At 67.4% G+C, this 20,402-nt stretch carries 21 protein-coding genes and 2 pseudogenes; 20 read left to right on the top strand and 3 right to left on the bottom strand.

Annotated elements, in window-relative coordinates:
• Nucleotides 1-53: 53 nt before the first annotated feature.
• Nucleotides 54-953: an alpha/beta fold hydrolase gene (locus CYJ10_RS17390; RefSeq protein ID WP_257993391.1), complete on the bottom strand. Its 900-nt coding sequence runs from the start codon at nucleotides 951-953 to the stop codon at nucleotides 54-56.
• A gap of 328 nt (nucleotides 954-1,281) precedes the next feature.
• Complete coding sequence (locus CYJ10_RS17385; protein WP_101682738.1) at nucleotides 1,282-1,902, bottom strand: TetR/AcrR family transcriptional regulator; 621 nt, start codon at nucleotides 1,900-1,902, stop codon at nucleotides 1,282-1,284.
• Between the two features lie 283 nt (nucleotides 1,903-2,185).
• On the opposite strand from CYJ10_RS17385, the gene CYJ10_RS17380 reads away from it, so the two are divergent.
• From CYJ10_RS17380 to CYJ10_RS17285, 20 genes and pseudogenes are all read left to right on the top strand, one after another.
• The gene (locus CYJ10_RS17380) at nucleotides 2,186-2,572 is read left to right on the top strand and encodes a helix-turn-helix domain-containing protein (protein WP_029050932.1); all 387 of its coding nucleotides are present in this window, start codon (nucleotides 2,186-2,188) and stop codon (nucleotides 2,570-2,572) included.
• Between the two features lie 397 nt (nucleotides 2,573-2,969).
• Nucleotides 2,970-4,298 (top strand): homogentisate 1,2-dioxygenase, encoded by a 1,329-nt coding sequence (hmgA, locus tag CYJ10_RS17375; RefSeq protein WP_101682737.1) that lies wholly within the window; start codon nucleotides 2,970-2,972, stop codon nucleotides 4,296-4,298.
• 19 nt (nucleotides 4,299-4,317) lie between these two features.
• On the top strand, nucleotides 4,318-5,583 hold the full coding sequence (fahA, locus tag CYJ10_RS17370) for a fumarylacetoacetase (RefSeq protein WP_101682736.1): 1,266 nt from the start codon (nucleotides 4,318-4,320) through the stop codon (nucleotides 5,581-5,583).
• Nucleotides 5,584-5,784: 201 nt separating this feature from the next.
• Nucleotides 5,785-6,543: a beta-ketoacyl synthase chain length factor gene (locus CYJ10_RS17365; RefSeq protein WP_101682735.1), complete on the top strand. Its 759-nt coding sequence runs from the start codon at nucleotides 5,785-5,787 to the stop codon at nucleotides 6,541-6,543.
• Nucleotides 6,536-7,315, top strand: coding sequence for a lysophospholipid acyltransferase family protein (locus tag CYJ10_RS17360; protein ID WP_101682734.1), 780 nt, complete (start codon nucleotides 6,536-6,538; stop codon nucleotides 7,313-7,315). The genes CYJ10_RS17365 and CYJ10_RS17360 overlap by 8 nt, the downstream gene beginning before the upstream one ends.
• Nucleotides 7,302-7,571: a phosphopantetheine-binding protein gene (locus CYJ10_RS17355; RefSeq protein WP_101682733.1), complete on the top strand. Its 270-nt coding sequence runs from the start codon at nucleotides 7,302-7,304 to the stop codon at nucleotides 7,569-7,571. Before CYJ10_RS17360 ends, CYJ10_RS17355 begins: the two co-directional genes overlap by 14 nt.
• A gap of 47 nt (nucleotides 7,572-7,618) precedes the next feature.
• Complete coding sequence (locus CYJ10_RS17350) at nucleotides 7,619-7,879, top strand: acyl carrier protein (protein WP_101682732.1); 261 nt, start codon at nucleotides 7,619-7,621, stop codon at nucleotides 7,877-7,879.
• A 12-nt stretch (nucleotides 7,880-7,891) separates the two neighbouring features.
• Nucleotides 7,892-8,449, top strand: a complete 558-nt coding sequence (locus CYJ10_RS17345; RefSeq protein ID WP_101682731.1) for a COG4648 family protein — start codon at nucleotides 7,892-7,894, stop codon at nucleotides 8,447-8,449.
• The gene (locus tag CYJ10_RS17340) at nucleotides 8,442-10,172 is read left to right on the top strand and encodes an AMP-binding protein (protein WP_257993390.1); all 1,731 of its coding nucleotides are present in this window, start codon (nucleotides 8,442-8,444) and stop codon (nucleotides 10,170-10,172) included. The genes CYJ10_RS17345 and CYJ10_RS17340 overlap by 8 nt, the downstream gene beginning before the upstream one ends.
• Nucleotides 10,169-10,921: a glycosyltransferase family 2 protein gene (locus CYJ10_RS17335; RefSeq protein WP_101682729.1), complete on the top strand. Its 753-nt coding sequence runs from the start codon at nucleotides 10,169-10,171 to the stop codon at nucleotides 10,919-10,921. Before CYJ10_RS17340 ends, CYJ10_RS17335 begins: the two co-directional genes overlap by 4 nt.
• The gene (locus CYJ10_RS17330) at nucleotides 10,918-11,991 is read left to right on the top strand and encodes an LpxL/LpxP family acyltransferase (RefSeq protein ID WP_146002070.1); all 1,074 of its coding nucleotides are present in this window, start codon (nucleotides 10,918-10,920) and stop codon (nucleotides 11,989-11,991) included. The genes CYJ10_RS17335 and CYJ10_RS17330 overlap by 4 nt, the downstream gene beginning before the upstream one ends.
• Nucleotides 11,969-12,385, top strand: a complete 417-nt coding sequence (locus CYJ10_RS17325; protein ID WP_101682728.1) for an acyl-CoA thioesterase — start codon at nucleotides 11,969-11,971, stop codon at nucleotides 12,383-12,385. Before CYJ10_RS17330 ends, CYJ10_RS17325 begins: the two co-directional genes overlap by 23 nt.
• Nucleotides 12,382-13,026, top strand: coding sequence for a LolA family protein (locus CYJ10_RS17320; protein WP_257993389.1), 645 nt, complete (start codon nucleotides 12,382-12,384; stop codon nucleotides 13,024-13,026). The genes CYJ10_RS17325 and CYJ10_RS17320 overlap by 4 nt, the downstream gene beginning before the upstream one ends.
• On the top strand, nucleotides 13,019-15,409 hold the full coding sequence (locus CYJ10_RS17315; protein ID WP_257993388.1) for an MMPL family transporter: 2,391 nt from the start codon (nucleotides 13,019-13,021) through the stop codon (nucleotides 15,407-15,409). The genes CYJ10_RS17320 and CYJ10_RS17315 overlap by 8 nt, the downstream gene beginning before the upstream one ends.
• Nucleotides 15,410-15,433: 24 nt before the next feature.
• The gene (locus CYJ10_RS17310; RefSeq protein ID WP_101682726.1) at nucleotides 15,434-16,663 is read left to right on the top strand and encodes an NAD(P)/FAD-dependent oxidoreductase; all 1,230 of its coding nucleotides are present in this window, start codon (nucleotides 15,434-15,436) and stop codon (nucleotides 16,661-16,663) included.
• On the top strand, nucleotides 16,651-17,253 hold the full coding sequence (locus CYJ10_RS17305) for a DUF3261 domain-containing protein (RefSeq protein ID WP_101682725.1): 603 nt from the start codon (nucleotides 16,651-16,653) through the stop codon (nucleotides 17,251-17,253). Before CYJ10_RS17310 ends, CYJ10_RS17305 begins: the two co-directional genes overlap by 13 nt.
• Nucleotides 17,250-18,440 (top strand): beta-ketoacyl-ACP synthase, encoded by a 1,191-nt coding sequence (locus CYJ10_RS17300; RefSeq protein ID WP_101682724.1) that lies wholly within the window; start codon nucleotides 17,250-17,252, stop codon nucleotides 18,438-18,440. Before CYJ10_RS17305 ends, CYJ10_RS17300 begins: the two co-directional genes overlap by 4 nt.
• Before the next feature lie 2 nt (nucleotides 18,441-18,442).
• Entirely contained in the window at nucleotides 18,443-18,940 is a 498-nt protein-coding gene (locus CYJ10_RS17295) for an ApeP family dehydratase (protein ID WP_101682723.1), read from the top strand.
• Nucleotides 18,937-19,668 (top strand): 3-oxoacyl-ACP reductase FabG, encoded by a 732-nt coding sequence (fabG, locus tag CYJ10_RS17290; protein WP_101682722.1) that lies wholly within the window; start codon nucleotides 18,937-18,939, stop codon nucleotides 19,666-19,668. The genes CYJ10_RS17295 and fabG overlap by 4 nt, the downstream gene beginning before the upstream one ends.
• Nucleotides 19,665-20,279 (top strand): annotated as a pseudogene (locus CYJ10_RS17285) (beta-ketoacyl synthase N-terminal-like domain-containing protein); the annotation flags it as partial. The gene fabG and the pseudogene CYJ10_RS17285, both read left to right, overlap by 4 nt.
• Here the strand turns inward: CYJ10_RS17285 and CYJ10_RS34815 are convergent.
• A pseudogene (locus CYJ10_RS34815) lies at nucleotides 20,275-20,402 on the bottom strand (NAD(P)-dependent oxidoreductase); the annotation flags it as partial. The pseudogenes CYJ10_RS17285 and CYJ10_RS34815 sit on opposite strands and share 5 nt — an antisense overlap.

The raw sequence follows: 20,402 nt of genomic DNA, 5'->3' as shown, positions 1-20,402 counted from the left end.
ATTGCGCATCCGCCTGCCGGCGCACGCGACACCGGTCGGCAGATGACAGCACGTCATGGCGAGGTGAAGGTCTTGAACGTCATCGGTGGCAGGGCCGGCGCGGCTGCCAGGCCGCAGACAAAGCGCGACAGGTGCGCAATGACATCGGCATCGTGCAGAATGCGCCGGTGGCCCAGGCCCTCCGTCGTGATCAGGCGCGAATCGGGCCAGGCTCCGGCGATAGCCGCACCATCTTCCCAGCGCACTTCCTTGTCGTTGCGGTCATGAATCACCAGCAACGGCGGCACCGGTCGCGTCCGGCCAATATCGGGCACATTGAACGTCGACCAACTGGCGCCCAGCCACTGCTCGCTGCGGCGCTGCATGCGCTTCAGCACATGCGGCGCGATGCCAAGCTGCCAGGCCATTGCGGAGCAGGCGTCGTACATGTCCGCGGGGGCGCCGATCATTGCCACCCCACGCGCGGGCAGGCCCTCGCGGATGGCTTGGGCCGCCGCCGCGCCGCCCAGCGAATGCGCCACGACGGCGTGCACCGGGCCGACGTGCCACGCCACGGCCAATAGCGATCGCGCCATTTCCACGATCGAGGTTTGCTGCTGGCCGCGCGCGCCTGCGTCGGATGCGCCGTGAGACAGCGCATCGAATGCCACCACGCGCATGCCCGCCGACAGCAGGCCGCCGACCACGGCATGCCACTGGCCGGCGTTGCCGCCCCAGCCGTGTGCCAGCAGCACGACCGGCCCCTTGTTGCCCCAGCGATACACCCGCACACGCCGGCTGGCGCCCTGGCCAGTCACCAGCGCCCATTCCGTACGCGCCGAATCCAGCAGCCGGCGGCCTTCGGGACTGTGTTTGGCCCGGGGAGGACTGAACCACAGCCGTTCCAGCGCCGTAGCGGTCGCGGTGGGAAAGAACAGGCTACCGGCTTGCCAGCGAAGCCGGCGCCACGCCATGACACTCGCGTCGAGTGCGCTGGACACCGTCCGCGGTGGATGGGTGAGGGTGCCGCCAGCGTGCGGGACGGGGGCGGGTTGGGATGTGGATGACAGCACTTGCGGCACGACGAACACCTCCAACTGATCATTTACCGATCTGGCCGGTGACAAGACCTCGTTGGCCTCATCTTTTTTATACTTTACGACCGACCAGTCGTGCTATTTTCAGGGCAAGAAAATGGGGCAAAAATGCCGTCTGAACCACCCTCTGCACCGTCATGCCGCTGCCCTGCGGCGGGTGGATATCATGGAATCGCCATCGCGTTCCGCAGCCTTCCTGCCAGGATCAGTGTGTCCCGGCGGTCGCGCTGCCGCGATTCTCTTTCACGTCATTGACCAGTCGCGCGAATGCGCGCCGGGCCATGACTTCCGCGTCGGCACGGGCCATCAACCTGGACGATGACTGAAACGACATGCCGATGCCCGCCATCTCGAACGCAAACTGGCGCGGGTCGGTATCGGCGTGCAGGTCGCCTTCGTCCACGGCATCGGTCACCACGCGCACGATGGTGCTGTGCCAGTCCTTGAAGGTCTGCACCAGCTTGTCGCGGATAACGCCTGGCCGATTGCGGTATTCCTGGGACAGCGCCATGAACACGCAGCCACCCTCGATGACCGCGCCGGCGATCCACGCCAGATAGCCATCGAACAGCGTTTCGAGTCGGGCGAGGCCACGTTTCTGGCGCATCGCAGGCTGTACCACGATTTCCGAGAACCGCTCCATCGCGCGCGCCAGCACGGCCTCCTGCAGCGCCTCCTTCGACTTGAAGTGGGCGTACAGGCCGCTCTTCGACATGTTGGTGTCGGCAGCCAGTGTGGCCAGCGACAACTGCTCGAAGCCGACCTGGGTGGCCGACTGCAGAGCCTGTTCGATGATCGCGGTGCGCGTGAGCTGTCCCTTTTGCATGCGTTGGAGAATAGCACGACCGGTCGGTTTGTCAACTTGCCTTGTGCCACACATGGACGATACTGATGTGACGTCAACGCAAAGCGCGCACTACCGTTATGTGGGGGCGGGAGGAGGATGCTGTGCTTTATCCGCCGTTTGGATGAGAGTCTGGCGGCGAAGATCAAGCCATCATAAGAAATCTGTAAAAGTGTTCCACAACAGACCTTACGGAACGCTTTACGTGCTCTATACTCGAATGCACGTCCGCGCACTTTTTTTTCACTGGTGACTGGAGACCGACATGAACAGTACAGCCGTGCCAAGAGGCGCTAGCGAACCGTTCCGGCAACTGCGGGCGTTGCGTCGAGCGCGCAAGCTCAAGCAGGAGGACGTCGCCCGTAAGGCCGGGATTTCCCGCGAGGCATATCTGCGTGCCGAATCGGGTCAGGCCGACCCGCGCATGTCCACTTTCCTGGCGGCCTGCGAGGCGCTGGGGCTTGAAGTTGTGCTTGCGCCGCAGCATCTTGCCGCCGACGTGAACGCGTTCATTGCCAGCCGCAATGGCGGTGTGACGGCTGCCTCGATGGCCGGCCAGCCTGCCGCGGCAGCTGCACCGGCGACTTCGACGCCGTCGTCCGGAGGCTTCGGTTCGGGCCCCACATCGGGGGAAGGCCACAAGCCCGTCTGACCCCTCAGGATTCGTGACAGGACAGGCGACCGCTCGTCCTGTCACGAATTCCGTTGGCTGCGCCGGCTTTCGCCGCCGCGCTGCCTGTCCTGCCGGCCGCCATATCGAATGGCGCGCCTTTCTGCTGCCGCCTGCAGCGTGCTTTCGCGCGCCGCTGTCTTCACTTTTCCGTTTTCCCCAGTTCCCGCCATCGATAGGCGACGTCTGCGCTCGTCATGACGTGCCTTCGCGCATCCGTTCGCTGACTTATCGTAATTGTGGTTTGACATCGCTCTCAGTCGTGATTACGATTTGGTGAATCAATTTTACTATTCGTAATTTGATGGATATGGCGCCCACGCCATGCCGATGACGAACGCCAGCTTCAAAGCCGGCGGAGGTGTGAGAGGAAGACTCCATGACGCAAACACAATTGCACGCGGCCGATTCGCGGATTGCCGAGTACATGTCCGGCTTCGCCAACGAATTTGCCACCGAGGCGCTGCCCGGCGCGCTGCCTGTGGGCCGCAATTCGCCGCAGCGCGCCCCGTATGGGCTGTATGCCGAGCAGATTTCCGGCACGGCCTTTACCGCGCCGCGCGCCCATAACCGCCGCGCCTGGCTGTACCGGATCCGCCCGGCCGCCATGCACAAGCCGTTCGTGCGCATCGATCAGGACCGCTGGCTGAGCCGTTTCGACGAAGTGCCGCCGTCGCCAAACCAGATGCGCTGGAGCCCGCCGGCGATGCCTACCGTGCCTACGGACTTTGTGGACGGCATCGTCACCATGGCCGGCAATGGCGGCCCCGAGGCCCAGACCGGTTGCGGCATTCATCTGTACCTGGCCAACCGGTCGATGCAGGACCGCTTCTTCTACAACGCGGACGGCGAGATGCTGATCGTGCCGCAGCAGGGCCGCCTGCTGATCGCCACGGAAATGGGTCGCCTGGCCGTCGAGCCGCAGGAAATCGTGGTGATTCCGCGCGGTGTGCGCTTCCGTGTGGAGCTGCCCGATGGCGAGGCCCGTGGCTATATCTGCGAAAACTACGGCGCGCTGTTCAAGCTGCCCGACCTGGGCGTGATCGGCTCCAATGGCCTGGCCAACCCGCGCGACTTCCTGACGCCGGTGGCCAGCTATGAAGACCGCGAAGGCAAGTTCGAGCTGGTGGCCCGCTTCCAGGGCAATCTGTGGCGTGCCGAGATCGACCATTCGCCGCTGGACGTGGTGGCCTGGCACGGCAACTACGCCCCGTACAAGTACGATCTTCGACACTTCAACACGATTGGTTCGATCAGCTTCGACCATCCCGATCCGTCGATCTTTCTGGTGCTGCAGTCGCCGTCCGATACGCCGGGCGTGGACACCATCGACTTCGTGATCTTTGGCCCGCGCTGGCTGGCCGCGCAGGATACGTTCCGCCCGCCCTGGTTCCATCGCAATATCGCCAGCGAATTCATGGGCCTGATTGCCGGTGTCTACGATGCCAAGGCCGAGGGTTTTGCCCCCGGCGGCGCCAGCCTGCACAACTGCATGAGCGGCCACGGCCCCGATGCGGAAACGTTCGAGCGGGCGTCGGCATCCGACACCAGCACGCCGCACCCCATCACCGACACGATGGCGTTCATGTTCGAGACGCCGGGCGTGATCCGTCCCACCCGCCAGGCCGCCGAATCGGCGCTGCTGCAACACGACTACTACACGTGCTGGCAGGGCCTGAAGAAGCATTTCAACCCGAACGTGCGCTGATTTCCGGAGTTCCAGAACAATGACCGCCCCCAAGACCAGCTGGATTGCCTCGGCCAACGACGGCCAGACCCATTTCTCGCCACAGAACCTGCCATACGGCATCTTTTCGATTGGCAACGGCGCGCCGCGCGTGGGCGTCGCAATCGGCGACCAGGTGCTGGACCTGTCCGCGCTGGACGATGCCGGCCTGCTGCCCGCCGCCGCGAAGGGCGCCTTTGCCGCGCCGAACCTGAACCGCTTTATTGCGCTGGGCAAGCCGGTGTGGACCGAGACGCGCGCCGCGCTGACGGCCTTGCTGTCCGCCGACAACCAGACGCTCGCCGGCAACGGCGCACTGCGCGACAAGGCCCTGGTGCCGATGTCGGCGGCGACGCTTCACCTGCCGGTCGACATTCCCGGCTACACGGATTTTTATTCGTCGCGCGAGCACGCCACCAATGTGGGCCGCATGTTCCGCGATCCGGCCAACGCGTTGCTGCCGAACTGGCTGGAGATTCCGATCGGCTACAACGGCCGCGCCAGTTCGGTGGTGGTCAGCGGCACGTCGTTGCGTCGCCCCAATGGCCAGATCAAGCTGCCCGACGACGCGCGCCCGGTGTTCAGCCCGTGCCGCAAGCTCGACTACGAGCTGGAGATGGCGTTCATCGTCGGCAAGCCGTCGAACCTGGGCGAGCCGGTCAGTACCGCCGATGCGCCTGCCCACATGTTCGGCATGGTGATCCTGAACGACTGGAGCGCCCGCGACATCCAGCAATGGGAATACGTGCCGCTGGGGCCGTTCAACAGCAAGGGCTTCGGTACGTCGATTTCGCCGTGGGTGGTCACGATGGAAGCCCTCGACCCGTTCCGCAGCGAGAACCCGGCGCAATCGCCCGAACCGCTGGCGTACCTGCAGCAGCCGGCGCGCAACGCGTACGACATTGACCTGGAAGTCGCGCTGCAACCGCAGGGCGCGGCCACGGCCACGACCGTTTGCCGCACCAACTTCAAGGCGATGTACTGGACCATGGCGCAGCAGCTGGCGCACCACACGGTGTCGGGCTGCAACGTGCGCGTGGGGGATCTGATGGGCTCGGGCACGATCAGCGGCACGACGCCGGACTCGTTCGGCAGCCTGCTGGAAACGACCCGCAATGGCGCCGAGCGCGTGACGCTGGCCGATGGCGTTACGCGGGGCTTCCTGGAAGATGGCGATACGGTGACCATGACCGGCTGGTGCCAGGGCGATGGCTACCGCGTTGGTTTCGGGCAGGTAACCGGCCAGATCCTGCCCGCGCCGCGCTGAACGCCGGGCCGCCATCGCGTGCGGTAGTAGGGGAAACGACAGGGCAGATCCGGCCGAGTGCTGCATCTGCCTTGTTACAATTTTGCATTCCAGTTACGTTCTGGCACAGCTAGCGCTATCGGTGGCATGGGAGAATGCGTCGCCGCCCACATATCGCATGCTGGCGGCAGACTGGATCACTTATTTCCCCACGCGCACGGCATGGCACTTCAATTCGACATTCGCGCATGGGCCGCCTGTGCGCCGGCATTGCAGACCCCCGCCGACTGGCAGGCCTGGAGCCAGGCGCCATGGTTGCCAGAAGGGGCCGACCTGCCCCCGCTGGCGGCGATGGCGCCCATGCTGCGCCGTCGCGTCAATGTCACCGGCCGCGCCGCGCTGCATCCGGCTTACGACATCGGCGCTGTTGACCAGGCAACTGGGAAGCCGAAGGCCATGCCGGCCGTCTTTGCCTCCCGTCACGGCGATTCCCACCGGGCCTACGAAATGCTCGGCGAACTGGCCAATAGCCAGCCGCTGTCGCCGACGGCCTTCGGCTTGTCCGTCCACAACGCCATCGGCGCCATGTTCTCGATCGATCGTCGCGATCCCTCGAACATGCAGGCCCTCTCTGCCGGGCGGGATACCACCGAAAACGCACTGGTCGAAGCCTGCGCGCTGCTGGGCGAGGGCGCTGACGAGGTGCTGGTGGTCTGCTATGACACGCCGCTCCCGGCCCCTTATCTGGATTTTGCCGACGAGCCGCAATGCCTGTTCGGCTGGGCCTGGCACATTGGCAAGCCGGACGGCACCCACCCGACCTTCAGCCTGGAAATCATCGAGCCGGACAGCCTGGACGCCCCGCGCCCGCCTGCCTTGCTGCCGCACAGCCTCGACGTGCTGCGCTTTGTCCTGACGGACGAGCCAATGTTGCTGCATTGTGGCGAGAACGCCGCATGGAGGTGGCAGCGACATGGCTGACCGCATCGAACGCGGCTGGCGGGTACTGGCCACCGCGCTGTGCTTCATCATTTTCGGTATTGGCGGACTGCTGGTCCGCCTGGTGGTGTTTCCGCTTCTGTCGCTGATGCCGTGGTCGGCCGATACGCATCGTCGCGTGTGCCGAAATGTGATTCATTACACACTCACAGGCTTTCTCTGGCTGATGTGCCGTCTCGGCGTCATCGAATACCGCGTGCGCAATGGCGAGCGGCTGCGGCGCGGCGGATTGCTGATCGTGGCCAATCATCCGTCGCTGATCGACATCGTGTTCCTGATGACGCTGACGCGCGGCGCCGATTGCGTGGTCAAGGCCGACCTGGCCCGCAACCCGTTTACAGGTGCTGCCGTGGCGGCCACCGGCTGGATTCGCAACGACGCCGGGGGCGTCGCGATGGTGGAAGACTGCATCGCGTCGCTGCGCGCCGGCAGCAACCTGATCATTTTTCCGGAAGGCACGCGCACGCGGCCGGGCGAACCGCTGCAGTTGCAGCGCGGCGCCGCCAACGTGGCCGTGCGGGGTGGCTTTGACCTGACGCCTGTGGTGATTCGCTGCGAACCGCCTACGCTGACAAAAGGAGACAAGTGGTACCGCGTGCCGGCCCGCCGGCCCTGCTACGAGATCGATGTCCATCCCGATGTCAGCGTGGAACCGTGGATGCCCGTTGAAACCGAAGCCGTGCAGGCGGTGCGGCGTCTGAACCGCTCACTATCCGACTTTTTTACGAGGGAGATCCGCCGTGAAGGCGCTTGAACAGGAAATCAAGGAACTCATCATCGCGTCGTTGTCGCTCGAAGACATCGCGCCTGACGATATCGATGCCGAGGCACCGCTGTTCGTCGAGGGACTTGGCCTCGATTCGATCGATGCGCTGGAGCTTGGCCTCGCGCTGCAGAAGAAGTACGGCATCACGATGAAGGGCGACAAGGAAGAAATGCGCGCCCGCTTTGCCAGCGTGGCCACGCTGGCCGCCTATGTGGCGTCGCAACGCGACAAGTCCGCAAGCTGAATTGCGACGCATCAGGCACTTTGCATGACGGGAATGCGGAGCGAATCATGACGCACGATGAAATCCTTGCACGCGTGGCCGCGGTGCTCGAGCAGATGTTCGAGATCGCGCCCGGGCGGATCACGCCCGAAGCTCGCCTCTACGACGATCTCGATATCGACAGCATCGATGCGGTAGACCTGCTTGTCAGACTGAAACCGATGTTGGACCACCCCCTGAAACCGGAACAATTCAAGTCGGTAAGAACTGTGGGAGATGTGGTGAAAACGCTCGCGCAATTGATCGATTCACCGGCGGCCACCGCCTGACACCGGATCAGCATGGCATGGCGCAAATGGGGCCTGGGGCTGCTGACGATGGCATACCCGCTCGTGATCTATTTTGGCTTGCAGCACTACTCGCCGCGCGTAATGGCGCTGGCGCTGTTGGCGCTCGCGCTGCTGCGCGCCACCACCAGCCGCCAGGCCGGCTGGCGTGCGCTGGCCTTGCTGGCGGGTCTGCTGGCTGCCGTGGTGCTGGTCTCCGATCACGCATTGCCCTTGAAAATCTATCCCGTACTCGTGAACGTGGCGCTGCTCGGCGTGTTTGGCTGGAGCCTGGCCTATCCCCCCACGCTGGTCGAGCGGCTGGCGCGCCTGCGTGAGCCAGACCTGCCTGCGCACGGCGTGGCCTACACGCGCCGGGTGACGCAGGCCTGGTGCGTGTTCTTCGTCTGCAATGGCACGATGGCCGCCATCACCGCGTTTGCCGCGAGCGACCGGGTTTGGGCGCTCTATAACGGGGCGATCGCCTATGGCCTGATCGGCGCGATGTTTGCCGGCGAATGGCTGGTGCGCCAGCGCGTCAGGGCCCGTCATGCGGAGGGCCATCATGGTTGAGCGCGCGATGGGTCCGGGCGGCGTGAGTGGCGTGAGCGGCGTGGCAGGCGTGACAGGCGTGACAGGCGCGATGTCGCGGCTGGCCACGCAGGCCGGGGCGGCAGACTTTGTGGCCCGCGTGGCAGGCTGGCGCCAGGCGTTCGCGGCGCAGGCCGGGCAGCGCTGGGCGCTGTACCTGGACCAGCCTGAGCCATTTGCGGCTGCGCTGCTAGGCGCATGGCATGCCGGCAAGCAAGTGGTGTTGCCAGGCGACAATCGCGCGGAGACCCTCGCGGCCCTGCGCGACACCGTCGACGGCCTGGCTGGCGACCTGCCCGAAGGCCTGCAGGCCGAGGCCGGCTTGCCGGGTGCCGAACCCGCCTTCGACTGGCCCCCGCTGTCCCCGGACGATACCTGGGTCACGCTGTTCACGTCGGGCTCCACTGGCGCACCCGTGGCGCTGCCGAAGCGGCTCGCCCAGCTCGATGCCGAGCTGCGCGCGCTGCAACAGGCGTTCGGCGCGCGGCTGCCCGCCGACGTGCGGATACTGACCACGGTGTCGCACCAGCATATCTATGGCTTGCTGTTCACGATCCTGTGGCCACTCGCCGCTGGCCGCGCCATCCCGCAGAGCCGCCTGGCGTTTCTGGAGGAACTGGTGAGCCAGTGCGCCGCCGATCCGCGCCCGGCCATCCTGGTCAGCAGTCCTGCCCATCTCCGGCGGATGCCAGCCGGGCTCGACTGGACGGCCACGCGGGGCGTCCTGCGCGCGGTGTTCTCGTCGGGCGGACCGTTGCCAGCCGAGGCGTCGGCAGACGTGTTGCGCCTGGCTGGCGTGTCGCCCATCGAGGTGTTCGGCAGTTCCGAAACCGGCGGCATCGCGTGGCGGCAGCGCCAGCTTCACAACGATGCCTGGACGCCGCTGCCTGACGTGGCCTGGCGACTGCAGGACGGCCACCTTGCCGTACGCTCCGCGCACCTTGCCGATGACGACTGGTACGTCTGCGCCGATCGCGCGCTGCCCACACAGGACGGCGGCTTCGTGCTGGCCGGCCGGGCCGACCGCATCGTCAAGATCGAGGAAAAACGCATTTCGCTGACGGCCGTCGAACAGCGCCTGGCCACGTCGCCGCTGGTGCGCGAGGCCCGCGTGGCGATGATCGCCACGGCTGTGGGCGAGCGCGTCGGCGCCGTGGTGGTGCTGGACGATGCCGGTCAGCGCCTGCTGGACGGGGCAGGGCGGCCCGCCGTGGTGCGCGCGTTGCGCCAGTGCCTGGCCCCGGCCGTCGATCCGCTGGCCCTGCCGCGCCGCTGGGTGTTTCCGCGCGAGTTGCCCGCCAATGCGCAGGGCAAGACCACCGATGCCATGCTGCGCGAACTGTTCCGTCATACCGTGCCGGCGGTGCGCTGGGTGGCGGCGGATGCCACCTCCGCGCAGGCCGATCTGGACATCGCCGACGACCTGGCCGTGTTCGACGGTCACTTTCCCGGCATGCCGGTGGTGCCTGGCGTGGCCCAGGTGGACTGGGTCATGGCGCTGGCGCCCGAGCGGCTTGCCATTCCGCCGCGCGAGCGTTTCGCGCGGCTCGACATGCTCAAGTTCCAGGCCGTCATCCGCCCCGGCACCCGCGTCAGGCTCGCGCTGGCCTGGCAGCCGGCCGAATGCGTGCTCGGTTTCCGATTGACCTCCGATGCCGGCCCGCACGCGAGCGGCAAGATCGTATTTCATCCAGACGCTTCATGAGCGCAGTATTCCGTCCCATCGTGCTGGTTCCGGTCTACGACCATGAGCATGCCATTGGCGCCATGGTCGAGGCGATCCTGCGCCATCCGTGGCCCTGCCTGCTGGTGGACGATGGCAGCGGGCCCGCGTGCGAGGCGGTGCTGCGCCAGATTGCCGACGCCCATCCGGAGCGCGTGCTGCTGGAGCGGCTGCCGCAGAACCAGGGCAAGGGCGCCGCGATGATGACCGGCTTCCGCACGGCGGCCCGGCTCGGCTATACGCACGCGCTGCAGATCGACGCCGACGGCCAGCACGACGCCAACGACGTTCCGCGCTTCCTGGATCTGGCGCAGTCGCACCCGGACGCGGTAATCGCGGGCTATCCGGTGTACGACGACACCGTGCCCACGCACCGGTTCTATTTCCGCTACCTGACCCACGTGATGGTGTGGCTGATCACGCTGTCGTTCGATATCCGCGATTCGATGTGTGGCCTGCGCGTGTATCCGCTGCCCGCCGTGACGAAGCTGATGGCCGACAGCCGCCTGGGCCACCACATGGAGTTCGATACCGAGGTGATCGTGCGTCTGTACTGGCGCGGGGCGCCGGTGGTCAACGTGCCCACGCGGGTCACTTACCCCAGCGACGGCGTGTCGCACTTCCGCATGCTGCAGGACAACCTGCTGATCGCCGGCATGCTGACGCGGCTGTTCGTGGGCATGATCTGGCGTGCGCCGTCGCTGCTGTGGCGCAAGGTGAGGACGGCATGAGTATCGTCCAACCCGATTCTTCCTCGTCCCCGCCGGGGCCCTCGGGACCGTCCGGGCCTTCGGAGCCATCCGGACCGTCGCGGCGCTCGCAGCACTGGAGCGCCATCGGCGAGGTCACCTGCGTCTGGGGCATCTGGCTGCTGTACGCGCTGTACCGGGTGTTCGGCCGGGTGCTGTTCCGGATCGTGATGGTGCCGGTGGTGGCGTATTACTGGCTGGCCTATCCGCTGGCGCGCCGTTCCTCGACGGACTATCTGCGCCGGCTGGAGGCGGCCACCGGCGCCATCGGCACGCGGCCCACGTGGCGCCATTCGCTGAATCACCTGTTCTCGTTCGGCGACACGATCCTCGACAAGCTGCTGGCCATCGGCGGCCGCTACCGGTTCGAGCACGTGTCCAAGGAAGGCGGCGACGTGCTGCTCAGGCAGATTGCCAGCGGGCAGGGCGGCATCATCATGACTGCCCACGTGGGTTGCCTGGAGCTGTGCCGTGCCATGGCCAACCGCATCGACGGGTTGCGGCTGACGGTGCTGGTGCATTCGGCCCACGCGGAGCAGTTCAATCGCGTCCTGGCCCGGCTCGACCCCGACGCGATGCTGCAGCTGTACCAGATCGACGATATCTCGCCGGCCACGGCGCTCGAACTGTCGGCCCGCGTGCAGGCCGGCGAGTTCGTGGCGATTGCCGGCGACCGGGCGCCCGCGCATGGCGGGCGGGCCGTGAGCGTGCCGTTCCTGGGCGCGCCCGCCCGTTTTCCGGTGGGGCCCTACGTGCTGGCGGCGCTGCTCAAGTGCCCGCTGTTCGCCATGGGCTGCGTGCGCGCCGGCAATGGCCACGTGATCCGCTTTACCGAACTGGCGCGCAGCGTGGCGCTGCCGCGTGCCGCGCGCGAGGCGCGGCTAGTGGAACTGGCGCAGCGCTATGTGGCCTGGCTGGAACTGCTGGTGGTGCGCTCGCCGTACGACTGGTTCAATTTCTACGACTTCTGGGCCCGGGATCCGATCAGCGTCGGCCGGCTGGACCCCTCGCAGACCGGGCGCGACCAAGATGCCGAACATCCTCAGTCATGAAATCGAACTGACGCCGGCTTTCCACGACCTCGATCCGATGGACGTGGTCTGGCATGGCAACTACCTGCGCTACTTTGAACTCGCGCGCTGCGCGCTGCTGCAGCAGATCGACTACGACTACCCGCAGATGCGCGAATCGGGCTATGCGTGGCCCATCATCGACATCCGCGTCAAGTACGTGCGGCCGTTGCGCTATGGCCAGTCGGTGATCGTGCGCGCCACGTTTGCCGAATGGGAGCACCGGCTCAAGATCCATTACGAGGCGCGCGACGCGTCCAGCGGCCAGCGACTGACCCGGGGCTATTCGATTCAGGTGGCCGTGGACATGGCCACGCAGGAGATGCTGTACGCCAACCCGCCCATCCTGTTGCAACGACTTGGAGTCCAGGGATGATGCGTCCCGACATGATGCGCCGCAGCCTGCTGCGGACCCTTGCCGCCCTTACCACTCTGGGTGGCCTGGCCGTGCCCTCCCTGCATGCAGAAGACTTGCCGGCGGCGGTGGCCGCGCGGCTGACCGATGCGCCGGTGATCCGTGGCCAGTTCGAGCAGACGCGCCGGCTGGCCGGCTTCAGCAATCCGCTGGTATCGCACGGCGACTTTGTCGTCGCCCGTGGCCGGGGCGTGGTGTGGACGACGCGCGATCCCGTGCCGTCGAGCCTGCTGGTCACGCCCGAAAAGCTGGTCATGCGTGGCGCCGACGGCAAGGTGCAGCAGCAGATGCGTGCCGATGCCCAGCCCGCCATGCGCGTGGTGGGGGAATCGATGATTGCCATGCTGCGCGGCGATTTCCGTAGTTTGTCGGGCCGGTTCGCGGTGACCGGCAAGCTCGTTGGCAGCAAGGGTTGGACGCTGACCCTGACGCCGACCGATGCCGGCACGCGGCGCGCGTTCGCCCGGATCGAGCTGTCGGGCGACCAGTACGTACGCGACGTAAAGCTGGAGGAAGCCGGCGGCGACAGCACGGTGGTGAAGATGATCAACCCTGTGGCCGCGAACCGGCTCGATGCCGCCGAGGAGCAGCGCTTTGAGTAATGCGGCCGGCGGTCTCGCGATGCAGGGTGGGCTCACGCGGCGAGACCGCGTGCTGGCTATCGCGTGGCTGTTGCTGGTGATCGCCGTGGCGGTGCATCAGTTCCAGTTCTGGCGCGCGTCGCGGCTCGATACCGACGTGATGGCGCTGTTGCCGACCAGCGCGCGCACCGCCACGGCGGATCGCGTGCTGCGGCAGCTTGGCGAAGGCGTGTCGCGCGAGGTGGTGGTGCTGGTCGGCGCCGACGACTGGGCCCGCACACGCGCCGCCGCCGAGCGCTTCCGCCAGGCCGTGGGGCCGGGCAACGCGCTGCTGCAACCGCAGGACAAGCTCGGCGCTTTCAATTTCGACGCGGCGCTGGCGTTCTATCGCCCTTGGCGAGACCGGCTGCTGACCGACGCGCAGCGCCAGCAGTTGTCTTCCGAAAGCCCCGATGCGCTGGCCCAGCAGGCCGTGACGCGGCTTTACCAGTTCTCGATGGGCCCCCAGCTCACCGAATGGGCGGCCGATCCGCTGGGCCTGTGGCAGCAGTGGTGGCTTGACCGTGCGGCGGCTACGCGGGTGCGCGAGCGCGACGGCATGGCGACGGTGACCGGCGACGGCAAGGACTGGATCGTGCTGACGTTCCGCACGGCCAAGTCGGGCTTTTCCGCGAACGGCAACACCGACTACGGCGACCTGCTTGGCAAGGGCGAAGCGGCCGCGCGGGATGGGGCACAAGGCGGGGCACAAGGCGAAGCACAGGGCGGGCCAGGGCGCGACAGCGCCGTGCGCGTGATCATGGCCGGCATTCCGCTGCACGCCGAGGCAGCGGCGTCGCAGGCCAACTGGGAAATGAACGTCATCGGCTGGGGCTCGCTGGCGGCGGTGCTGTTGCTGGTGTGGATGGCTTTCCGCTCGCTGCGACCCATCCTGCTGGTGGGCCTGTCGCTGCTGATCGGCACGGCCATGGCCATTTCCGCCACCGCCGTGGTGTTCGACCGCGTGCACCTGATTGCGCTGGTGTTCGGCGCCAGCCTGATGGGCGTGGCGGAGGATTTCGGCATCCATTACTTTGTCACGCGCCAGGCCATGCCGCGCGCCACGCCGCCGTCGGTGATGCGATTCCTGCTGCCTGGCCTGTCGTTGGCGCTGCTGACCAGCGTGATGGCGTATCTGGCCCTTGGCATCGCACCGTTCCCCGGCCTGCGGCAGATGGCACTGTTTTCGGCGGTGGGGCTGACCGGGGCCTTCCTGACCGTGGCGTTCTGGTTTCCGCTGCTGGATCGCGGCACGCCGCGCCAGACCCGGCTGTCCACATGGCTGGCCGATAGCCTGGCGCGCTGGCCGCAGGTGCGCAACGATCGCCGCACCTGGGTGGCGCTGGGCCTGCTGGCGCTGTTTATCGTGGGCGGGGTGTGGCAGGTGCGCGTGGTCGATGACGTGCGCCAGCTGCAGAGTTCGCCGCCGGCGCTGATAGAGGCACAACGCACCATTGGCCGGCTGCTGGGCACGCCCAGCCCTGCACAGTTCGTGCTGGTGCGCGGCGCCACGCCCGACGAGGTACTGGCACGCGAGGAAGCGGTCAAGGCAAGCCTGGCCGGCGCGCGTGATCGCCATGCGTTCGGCGGATTCGTGGCGATCTCGGACTGGGTGCCCTCAGCGGCCCGGCAGCGTGCCGACGCGGCGCTGGCCGACCGCCAGGAGGCGGCGGTGCGCGAACGGGTGGCCAGGACGCTGGGCGGCACGATTGCCGCGCCCGTGGCCGCGCCAGCCGGCGATGGGCTGACGCTGCAGGCCTGGCTGGCCAATCCCGTGTCCGACACGCTGCGCCACCTGTGGCTGGATCGCGAGGGCCACGGCTACGCCAGCGTGATGCTGCTGCGCGGCCTGGACAATGTGTCGGAGATTCCCGCCATCGCCGCCACGGTGCGCCAGGTGCCCGGCGCCGAATGGGTGGACCGCGTGGCCGATTTTTCGTCGCTGCTGCATCACTACCGCGTGCTGATGAGCTGGCTGCTGCTGGCCGGCGCCGGCGTGGTGGGGCTGCTGCTGGCGTGGCGCTACGGGCTGTCCGGCTGGCGCGCGCTGGCCCCGACGCTGCTGGCGGCGGCGTTCAGTGTGGCCGTGCTGGGCTGGCTGCACGTGCCGCTGCAACTGTTCTCGATTCTGGCGCTGGCGCTGCTGCTGGGCGTTGGCGTCGACTACGGCATTTTCTTGCTCGAACATCCTGGCGATGGCGTGTCGTGGACGGCCATCGTCCTGGGCGCGGCCAGCACGCTGCTGGCGTTCGGGTTGCTGGCGCTGTCGTCCACGCCGGCGCTGCACGCGTTCGGCATGACGATGCTGTCGGGCGTGGGCGCGGTCTGGGTGCTGTCGCCATGGTTCAGACCCGCCGCCCGATAGGCGCGGGACAACAGGAGAGGATTGATGAAGACCGAACAAGCCGAAGTCGTGATCGTGGGGGCCGGCCCGGCCGGCTCCGTGGCTGCCGGGCTGCTGCGCCGGCACGGCATCGGCGTGCTGGTGCTGGAAAAGGAAACCTTCCCGCGCTTCTCGATTGGCGAAAGCCTGCTGCCGCAAAGCATGGCCTATATCGAAGAGGCCGGCATGCTGCAGGCCGTGGTGGAAGCGGGCTTCCAGTACAAGAACGGCGCGGCGTTCGCGCGCGGCGACCGCTACACCGACTTCGACTTCCGCGAGAAATTCTCGCCCGGCTGGGGCACCACGTACCAGGTGCAGCGCGCGCATTTCGACGACGTGCTGATTCGCGAGGCCCAGAAGCAGGGCGCCGAAGTGCGCTTCCGCCATGTGGTGGAGGCCGTTGATGTCAGCGGTGCGCAGCCGGTGGTGACGGTTTGCGGCGACGATGGCGAACGCTACGCCGTGCAGGCGAAGTTCCTGCTCGATGCTTCCGGCTTCGGGCGCATCCTGCCGCGACTGCTCAAGCTCGAATCGCCGTCGAACTTCCCGGTGCGGGCTGCCATCTTCACGCACGTGGCCGATGGCATTCCGGCCGGCACGTTCGACCGCAACAAGATCCGGGTGGGCGTGCATCCCGAGCATGACGATGTCTGGTACTGGACGATCCCGTTTTCCAATGGCCGCTGTTCGCTTGGCGTCGTGGCCGAGAAGACGTTCCTCGACCAGTACGACGGCGACGAGATGACGAAGCTGCAGGCGCTGGTCAACGAGGAACCGGGGCTGGCCGCGCTGCTCGAGAACGCGCAGTGGGACACCCCGGCGCGCCAGATCGCGGGCTACGCGGCCAATGTCAGTTCACTGTGGGGCAACGGCTATGCGCTGCTTGGCAACGCGGGCGAGTTCCTGGACCCCGTGTTTTCGTCGGGCGTGACCATCGCGTTCAAGTCGGCCAGCCTGGCCGCCGCCTGCCTGGTGCGCCAGCTGGCCGGCGAGACGGTCGACTGGGAAGCGGACTTCGCCAAGCCGCTGAAGGCTGGCGTCGACTGTTTCCGCGTGTTTGTCGAGGCGTGGTACGAAGGACGCTTCCAGCGCGTGCTGTTCCATCCCGACTCGCCGGCCGAGATCCGCGGCATGATTTCGTCGATCCTGGCCGGCTATGCCTGGGATACGTCCAACCCGTTCGTGGCCGATGCGCGGCGGCGCCTTGGCGTCGTGGAGCAGCTTTGCGGCGCCTGACCCCGGTCTCCCTGCTGTCGCTGATGGCCGCGTGCGTGCTGGCTGCGGGCGTGGCCGGCTGCGCGACGACCGGGGCATCCAACCCTGCCGGGGCGGTGAATCCCGCAGATACACCGCTGCTGCGGCTGTCGCCGGCCTCGCTGGGCCGCACGCTGCGCCTGGAGCAGCAGATCACGGTGCAATATCCGTCGCCACAGGGCGAGCAGACGCGCGACATGCTGGCGCTGCTGGAAGCCGATGCGGCGCACACGCGGCTGGCGGCGATGGCGGGCAACCAGGTGCTGGCGCGCATCGACTGGGACGGCCACGACCTGCGCGTGATGCGGTCGCCGTGGGCGCCACCCGAGTTGAAACCCGAGCGTATCCTGAGCGACATGCAACTGTCGCTCTGGCCGCTGGCGGCGATCCAGGCCGCGCTGCCGGCTGGATGGCGGGTGGATACCGCCGACGGTGTGCGACAGTTGCGTGCCGGCACCGAGGTGGTGGCGGAAATCCGATATCCCGATGCTGCCACGACGCTGTTCACCCAGCGGCGCGACGGCTATCGGCTGACCATTCGTACCTTGCGTGACAACGGGAGTGCGAGATGACGGTGTACCTGCACGACATGAACGTGCTGTGCGCGCTGGGCAGCGGCAACGATGCCGTGCGGGCCGCGCTCTGGCGCAGCGACGGCCCCTCTGGCGGCGCCAGCACCGATCTCTACACGCCCGGCACGGCGCTGCATCTGGGCGTGCTGGCCGAAGCCGTCGATGTGTCGGACCTGCCGCCCGATACGCCGCCGTCGCAGGCCAGCCGCAACAACGCGGTGCTGGAGCGCACGCTGGCACCGCTGCGTGCCGCCGTCGACGCAGCCATCGCGCGGGCAGGCCCGACGCGCGTGGCCATCGTGCTCGGTACCAGCACGTCGGGCATCCATGAAGGGGAACTGGCGGTGCGGGCCCGTGCCGCCACCGGTGCGTTTCCTGCGGGCTTCCACTACAGCCAGCAGGAACTCGATTCTCCGGCGCGCTACCTGGCACGCCGGCTGGGCACGGCAGGGCCGGCGTATACGATTTCCACGGCGTGCTCGTCCAGCGCCAAGTCGCTGAGCGCCGCGGCGCGGCTGCTGGAACTGGGCGTGGTCGACGTAGCCGTGGCCGGTGGCGTGGATACGCTCTGCACGTTCACGATTGCCGGGTTCCGCGCGCTGGAGGCCGTCAGCGCCGCGCGCTGCAACCCGCTGTCGGCACATCGCCAGGGCATCAATCTGGGCGAAGGGGCGGCGCTGTTCCTGATGTCGCGCGAGCCCGGGCCGGTACGGTTGAGCGGCTGGGGCGAAACCGGCGACGCCCATCATATTTCGGCGCCAGACCCCACGGGCGCCGGGGCCCGTGCGGCGATGCAGCAGGCGCTGGCCCGTGCGCGGCTGCAGCCGGGCGACATCGACTACCTGAACCTGCACGGCACGGCCACCGAGCAGAACGACGCCATGGAGGCGCGTGCCGTGGCCGATCTGTTCGGCGCGGATATTCCGGTCAGCTCGACCAAGCCGCAGACCGGCCACACGCTGGGCGCGGCCGGGGCCGTGGAGGCCGCGCTGCTGTACCTGACGCTGACCGGCAATCCGCGCGGCCGGCTGCCCGCGCACTGGTGGGACGGCGCGCTCGACCCCGATATCGCGCCGCTGCATGTGGTGGGCGCCGACGAGTCGCTGGGTCGCCCGGTGCGCCATGCCATGAGCAACTCGTTCGCCTTTGGCGGCAGCAACTGCGTGCTGGTCATGAGCGAGGGCTAAAGATGACTGCCGCCGATCCGTTATCGACTGCACGGAACCCGCTGCCGCCCGTTGGCGAACTGGTGCCTCACGCGGGCGCCATGCGTCTGATCGACGAACTGCTGGAGGCCGATGCCACGCATGGCGTGGCCCGGGCCACCGTGCGGCCGACGCAGTTGTTCGTGGACGATGCCGGCATGCCGGCATGGATCGGCGTCGAGTACATGGCGCAGACCATCGCGGCATGGGCCGGCATGCAGGCACGCGAAGCAGGTCGCTCGCCCGTGCCCGGATTCCTGCTCGGCACGCGGCGCTACGTGAGCGATGTGCCGGCGTTTGCGGCCGGCAGCGTGTTGACGATCCGCGTGCAGCTTGAGATGGCCGGCGAAGTGGCGGCCGACGGCGCCCTGTCGATGTTCGCCTGCACGCTGACGCAGGACGGCAGGGAAGTGGCACGCGCCACGGTTTCCGTTTTTGTGCCCGCCGATGCGCGGGTCTTCCTCGAAGGACAGCAGACATGACGAACCAGACCGTGCTCGTGACGGGCGCGTCGCGTGGCATCGGCCGGGCCATTGCCTTGCGCCTGGCGCGCGATGGCTACGACGTGGTGGTGCATTGTCGTGCCAGCCGCGCCGAAGCCGAATCCGTGGCCGACGCCGTGCGCGCGTTCGGCCGCAATGCCCGTGTGCTGGCCTTCGACGTGAGCCAGCGCCAGGCCACGGCCGATGCGCTGCTGGCCGACATCGAGCAGCACGGCTGCTATTACGGGGTGGTGTGCAATGCCGGCCTGGCACGCGACGCCGCCTTCCCGGCCATGACCGGCGAGGAATGGGACGAGGTGGTGCATACCAACCTCGACGCCTTCTACAACGTGCTCAATCCCGTGGTGATGCCGATGGTGCAGCGCCGCCGGCCGGGGCGCATCGTGACGCTGTCGTCGGTGTCGGGCATCGTCGGCAACCGGGGCCAGGCCAACTACAGCGCGGCCAAGGCCGGCATCATCGGCGCCACCAAGGCACTGGCGATCGAACTGGCCAAGCGGCAGATCACGGTCAATTGCGTGGCACCCGGGCTGATCGATACCGAGATGGTCGAGGCCCACGTGCGCGAAGAAGCGCTGAAGATCATTCCCGCCCGGCGCCTGGGTACCCCGGATGAGGTAGCTGCAACGGTGGCCTTCCTGCTATCGGCCGATGCCGGTTACATTACGCGGCAGGTGATATCGGTCAACGGGGGCATGTTCGGATGAAGCGGGTGGTTGTGACGGGCATGGGCGCCGTCAGCGCGCTGGGCAACGACTGGGGGACGGTGCGCCGGCACCTGGCCGGCGGCCGCAATGCCGTCGTGCGCATGGACGCCTGGGCGGGTATTCGCGGCCTGAACACCCAGCTTGGCGCGCCGGTCCCCCCGTTCACGCTGCCGCCGCACTACACGCGCAAGCTCATGCGCACGATGGGCCGGGTGTCGCAGATGGCCGTGCTGGCCAGCGAGGCTGCCCTGGCCGATGCCGGGCTGACCGGTCATCCGCTGGTCAAGGGTGGGCAGATGGGCGTGGCATACGGTTCGTCGGCCGGCACGCCTTCGGCCGCGCAGGACTTCGCGCGCATGATGAGCGACCGCACGACCGAGGGCGTCAACGCCACGACCTACATTCGCATGATGGCCCACACCACGGCCGTCAATATCGGGCTTTTCTTTGGTACGACCGGGCGCATCCTGACCACGTCGAGCGCCTGCACGTCGGGTAGCCACGGCATCGGCTACGCCTACGAGACCATCGCCACGGGCCGGCAGGTGGCCATGCTGGCGGGCGGCGCCGAAGAACTCGACGCCACCGAGGCCGCCGTGTTCGACACGGTGCCACGTAAAGGCTGCCTGCGCCGCCCACTACCAGCAGGCGCTCGACGCCGGCGGCTTTGACCGCCGCCACGATCTGCGCTGCGCTGGTCTGCAGGAAGCGCACGGTGCTGATCACCACATCGC

Source organism: Cupriavidus pauculus, assembly GCF_002858765.1.
Taxonomy (GTDB): Bacteria; Pseudomonadota; Gammaproteobacteria; order Burkholderiales; family Burkholderiaceae; genus Cupriavidus; species Cupriavidus pauculus_B.
Note: the sequence above shows the minus strand (reverse complement) of the source record. Positions and strands in the feature narration are given on the sequence as shown.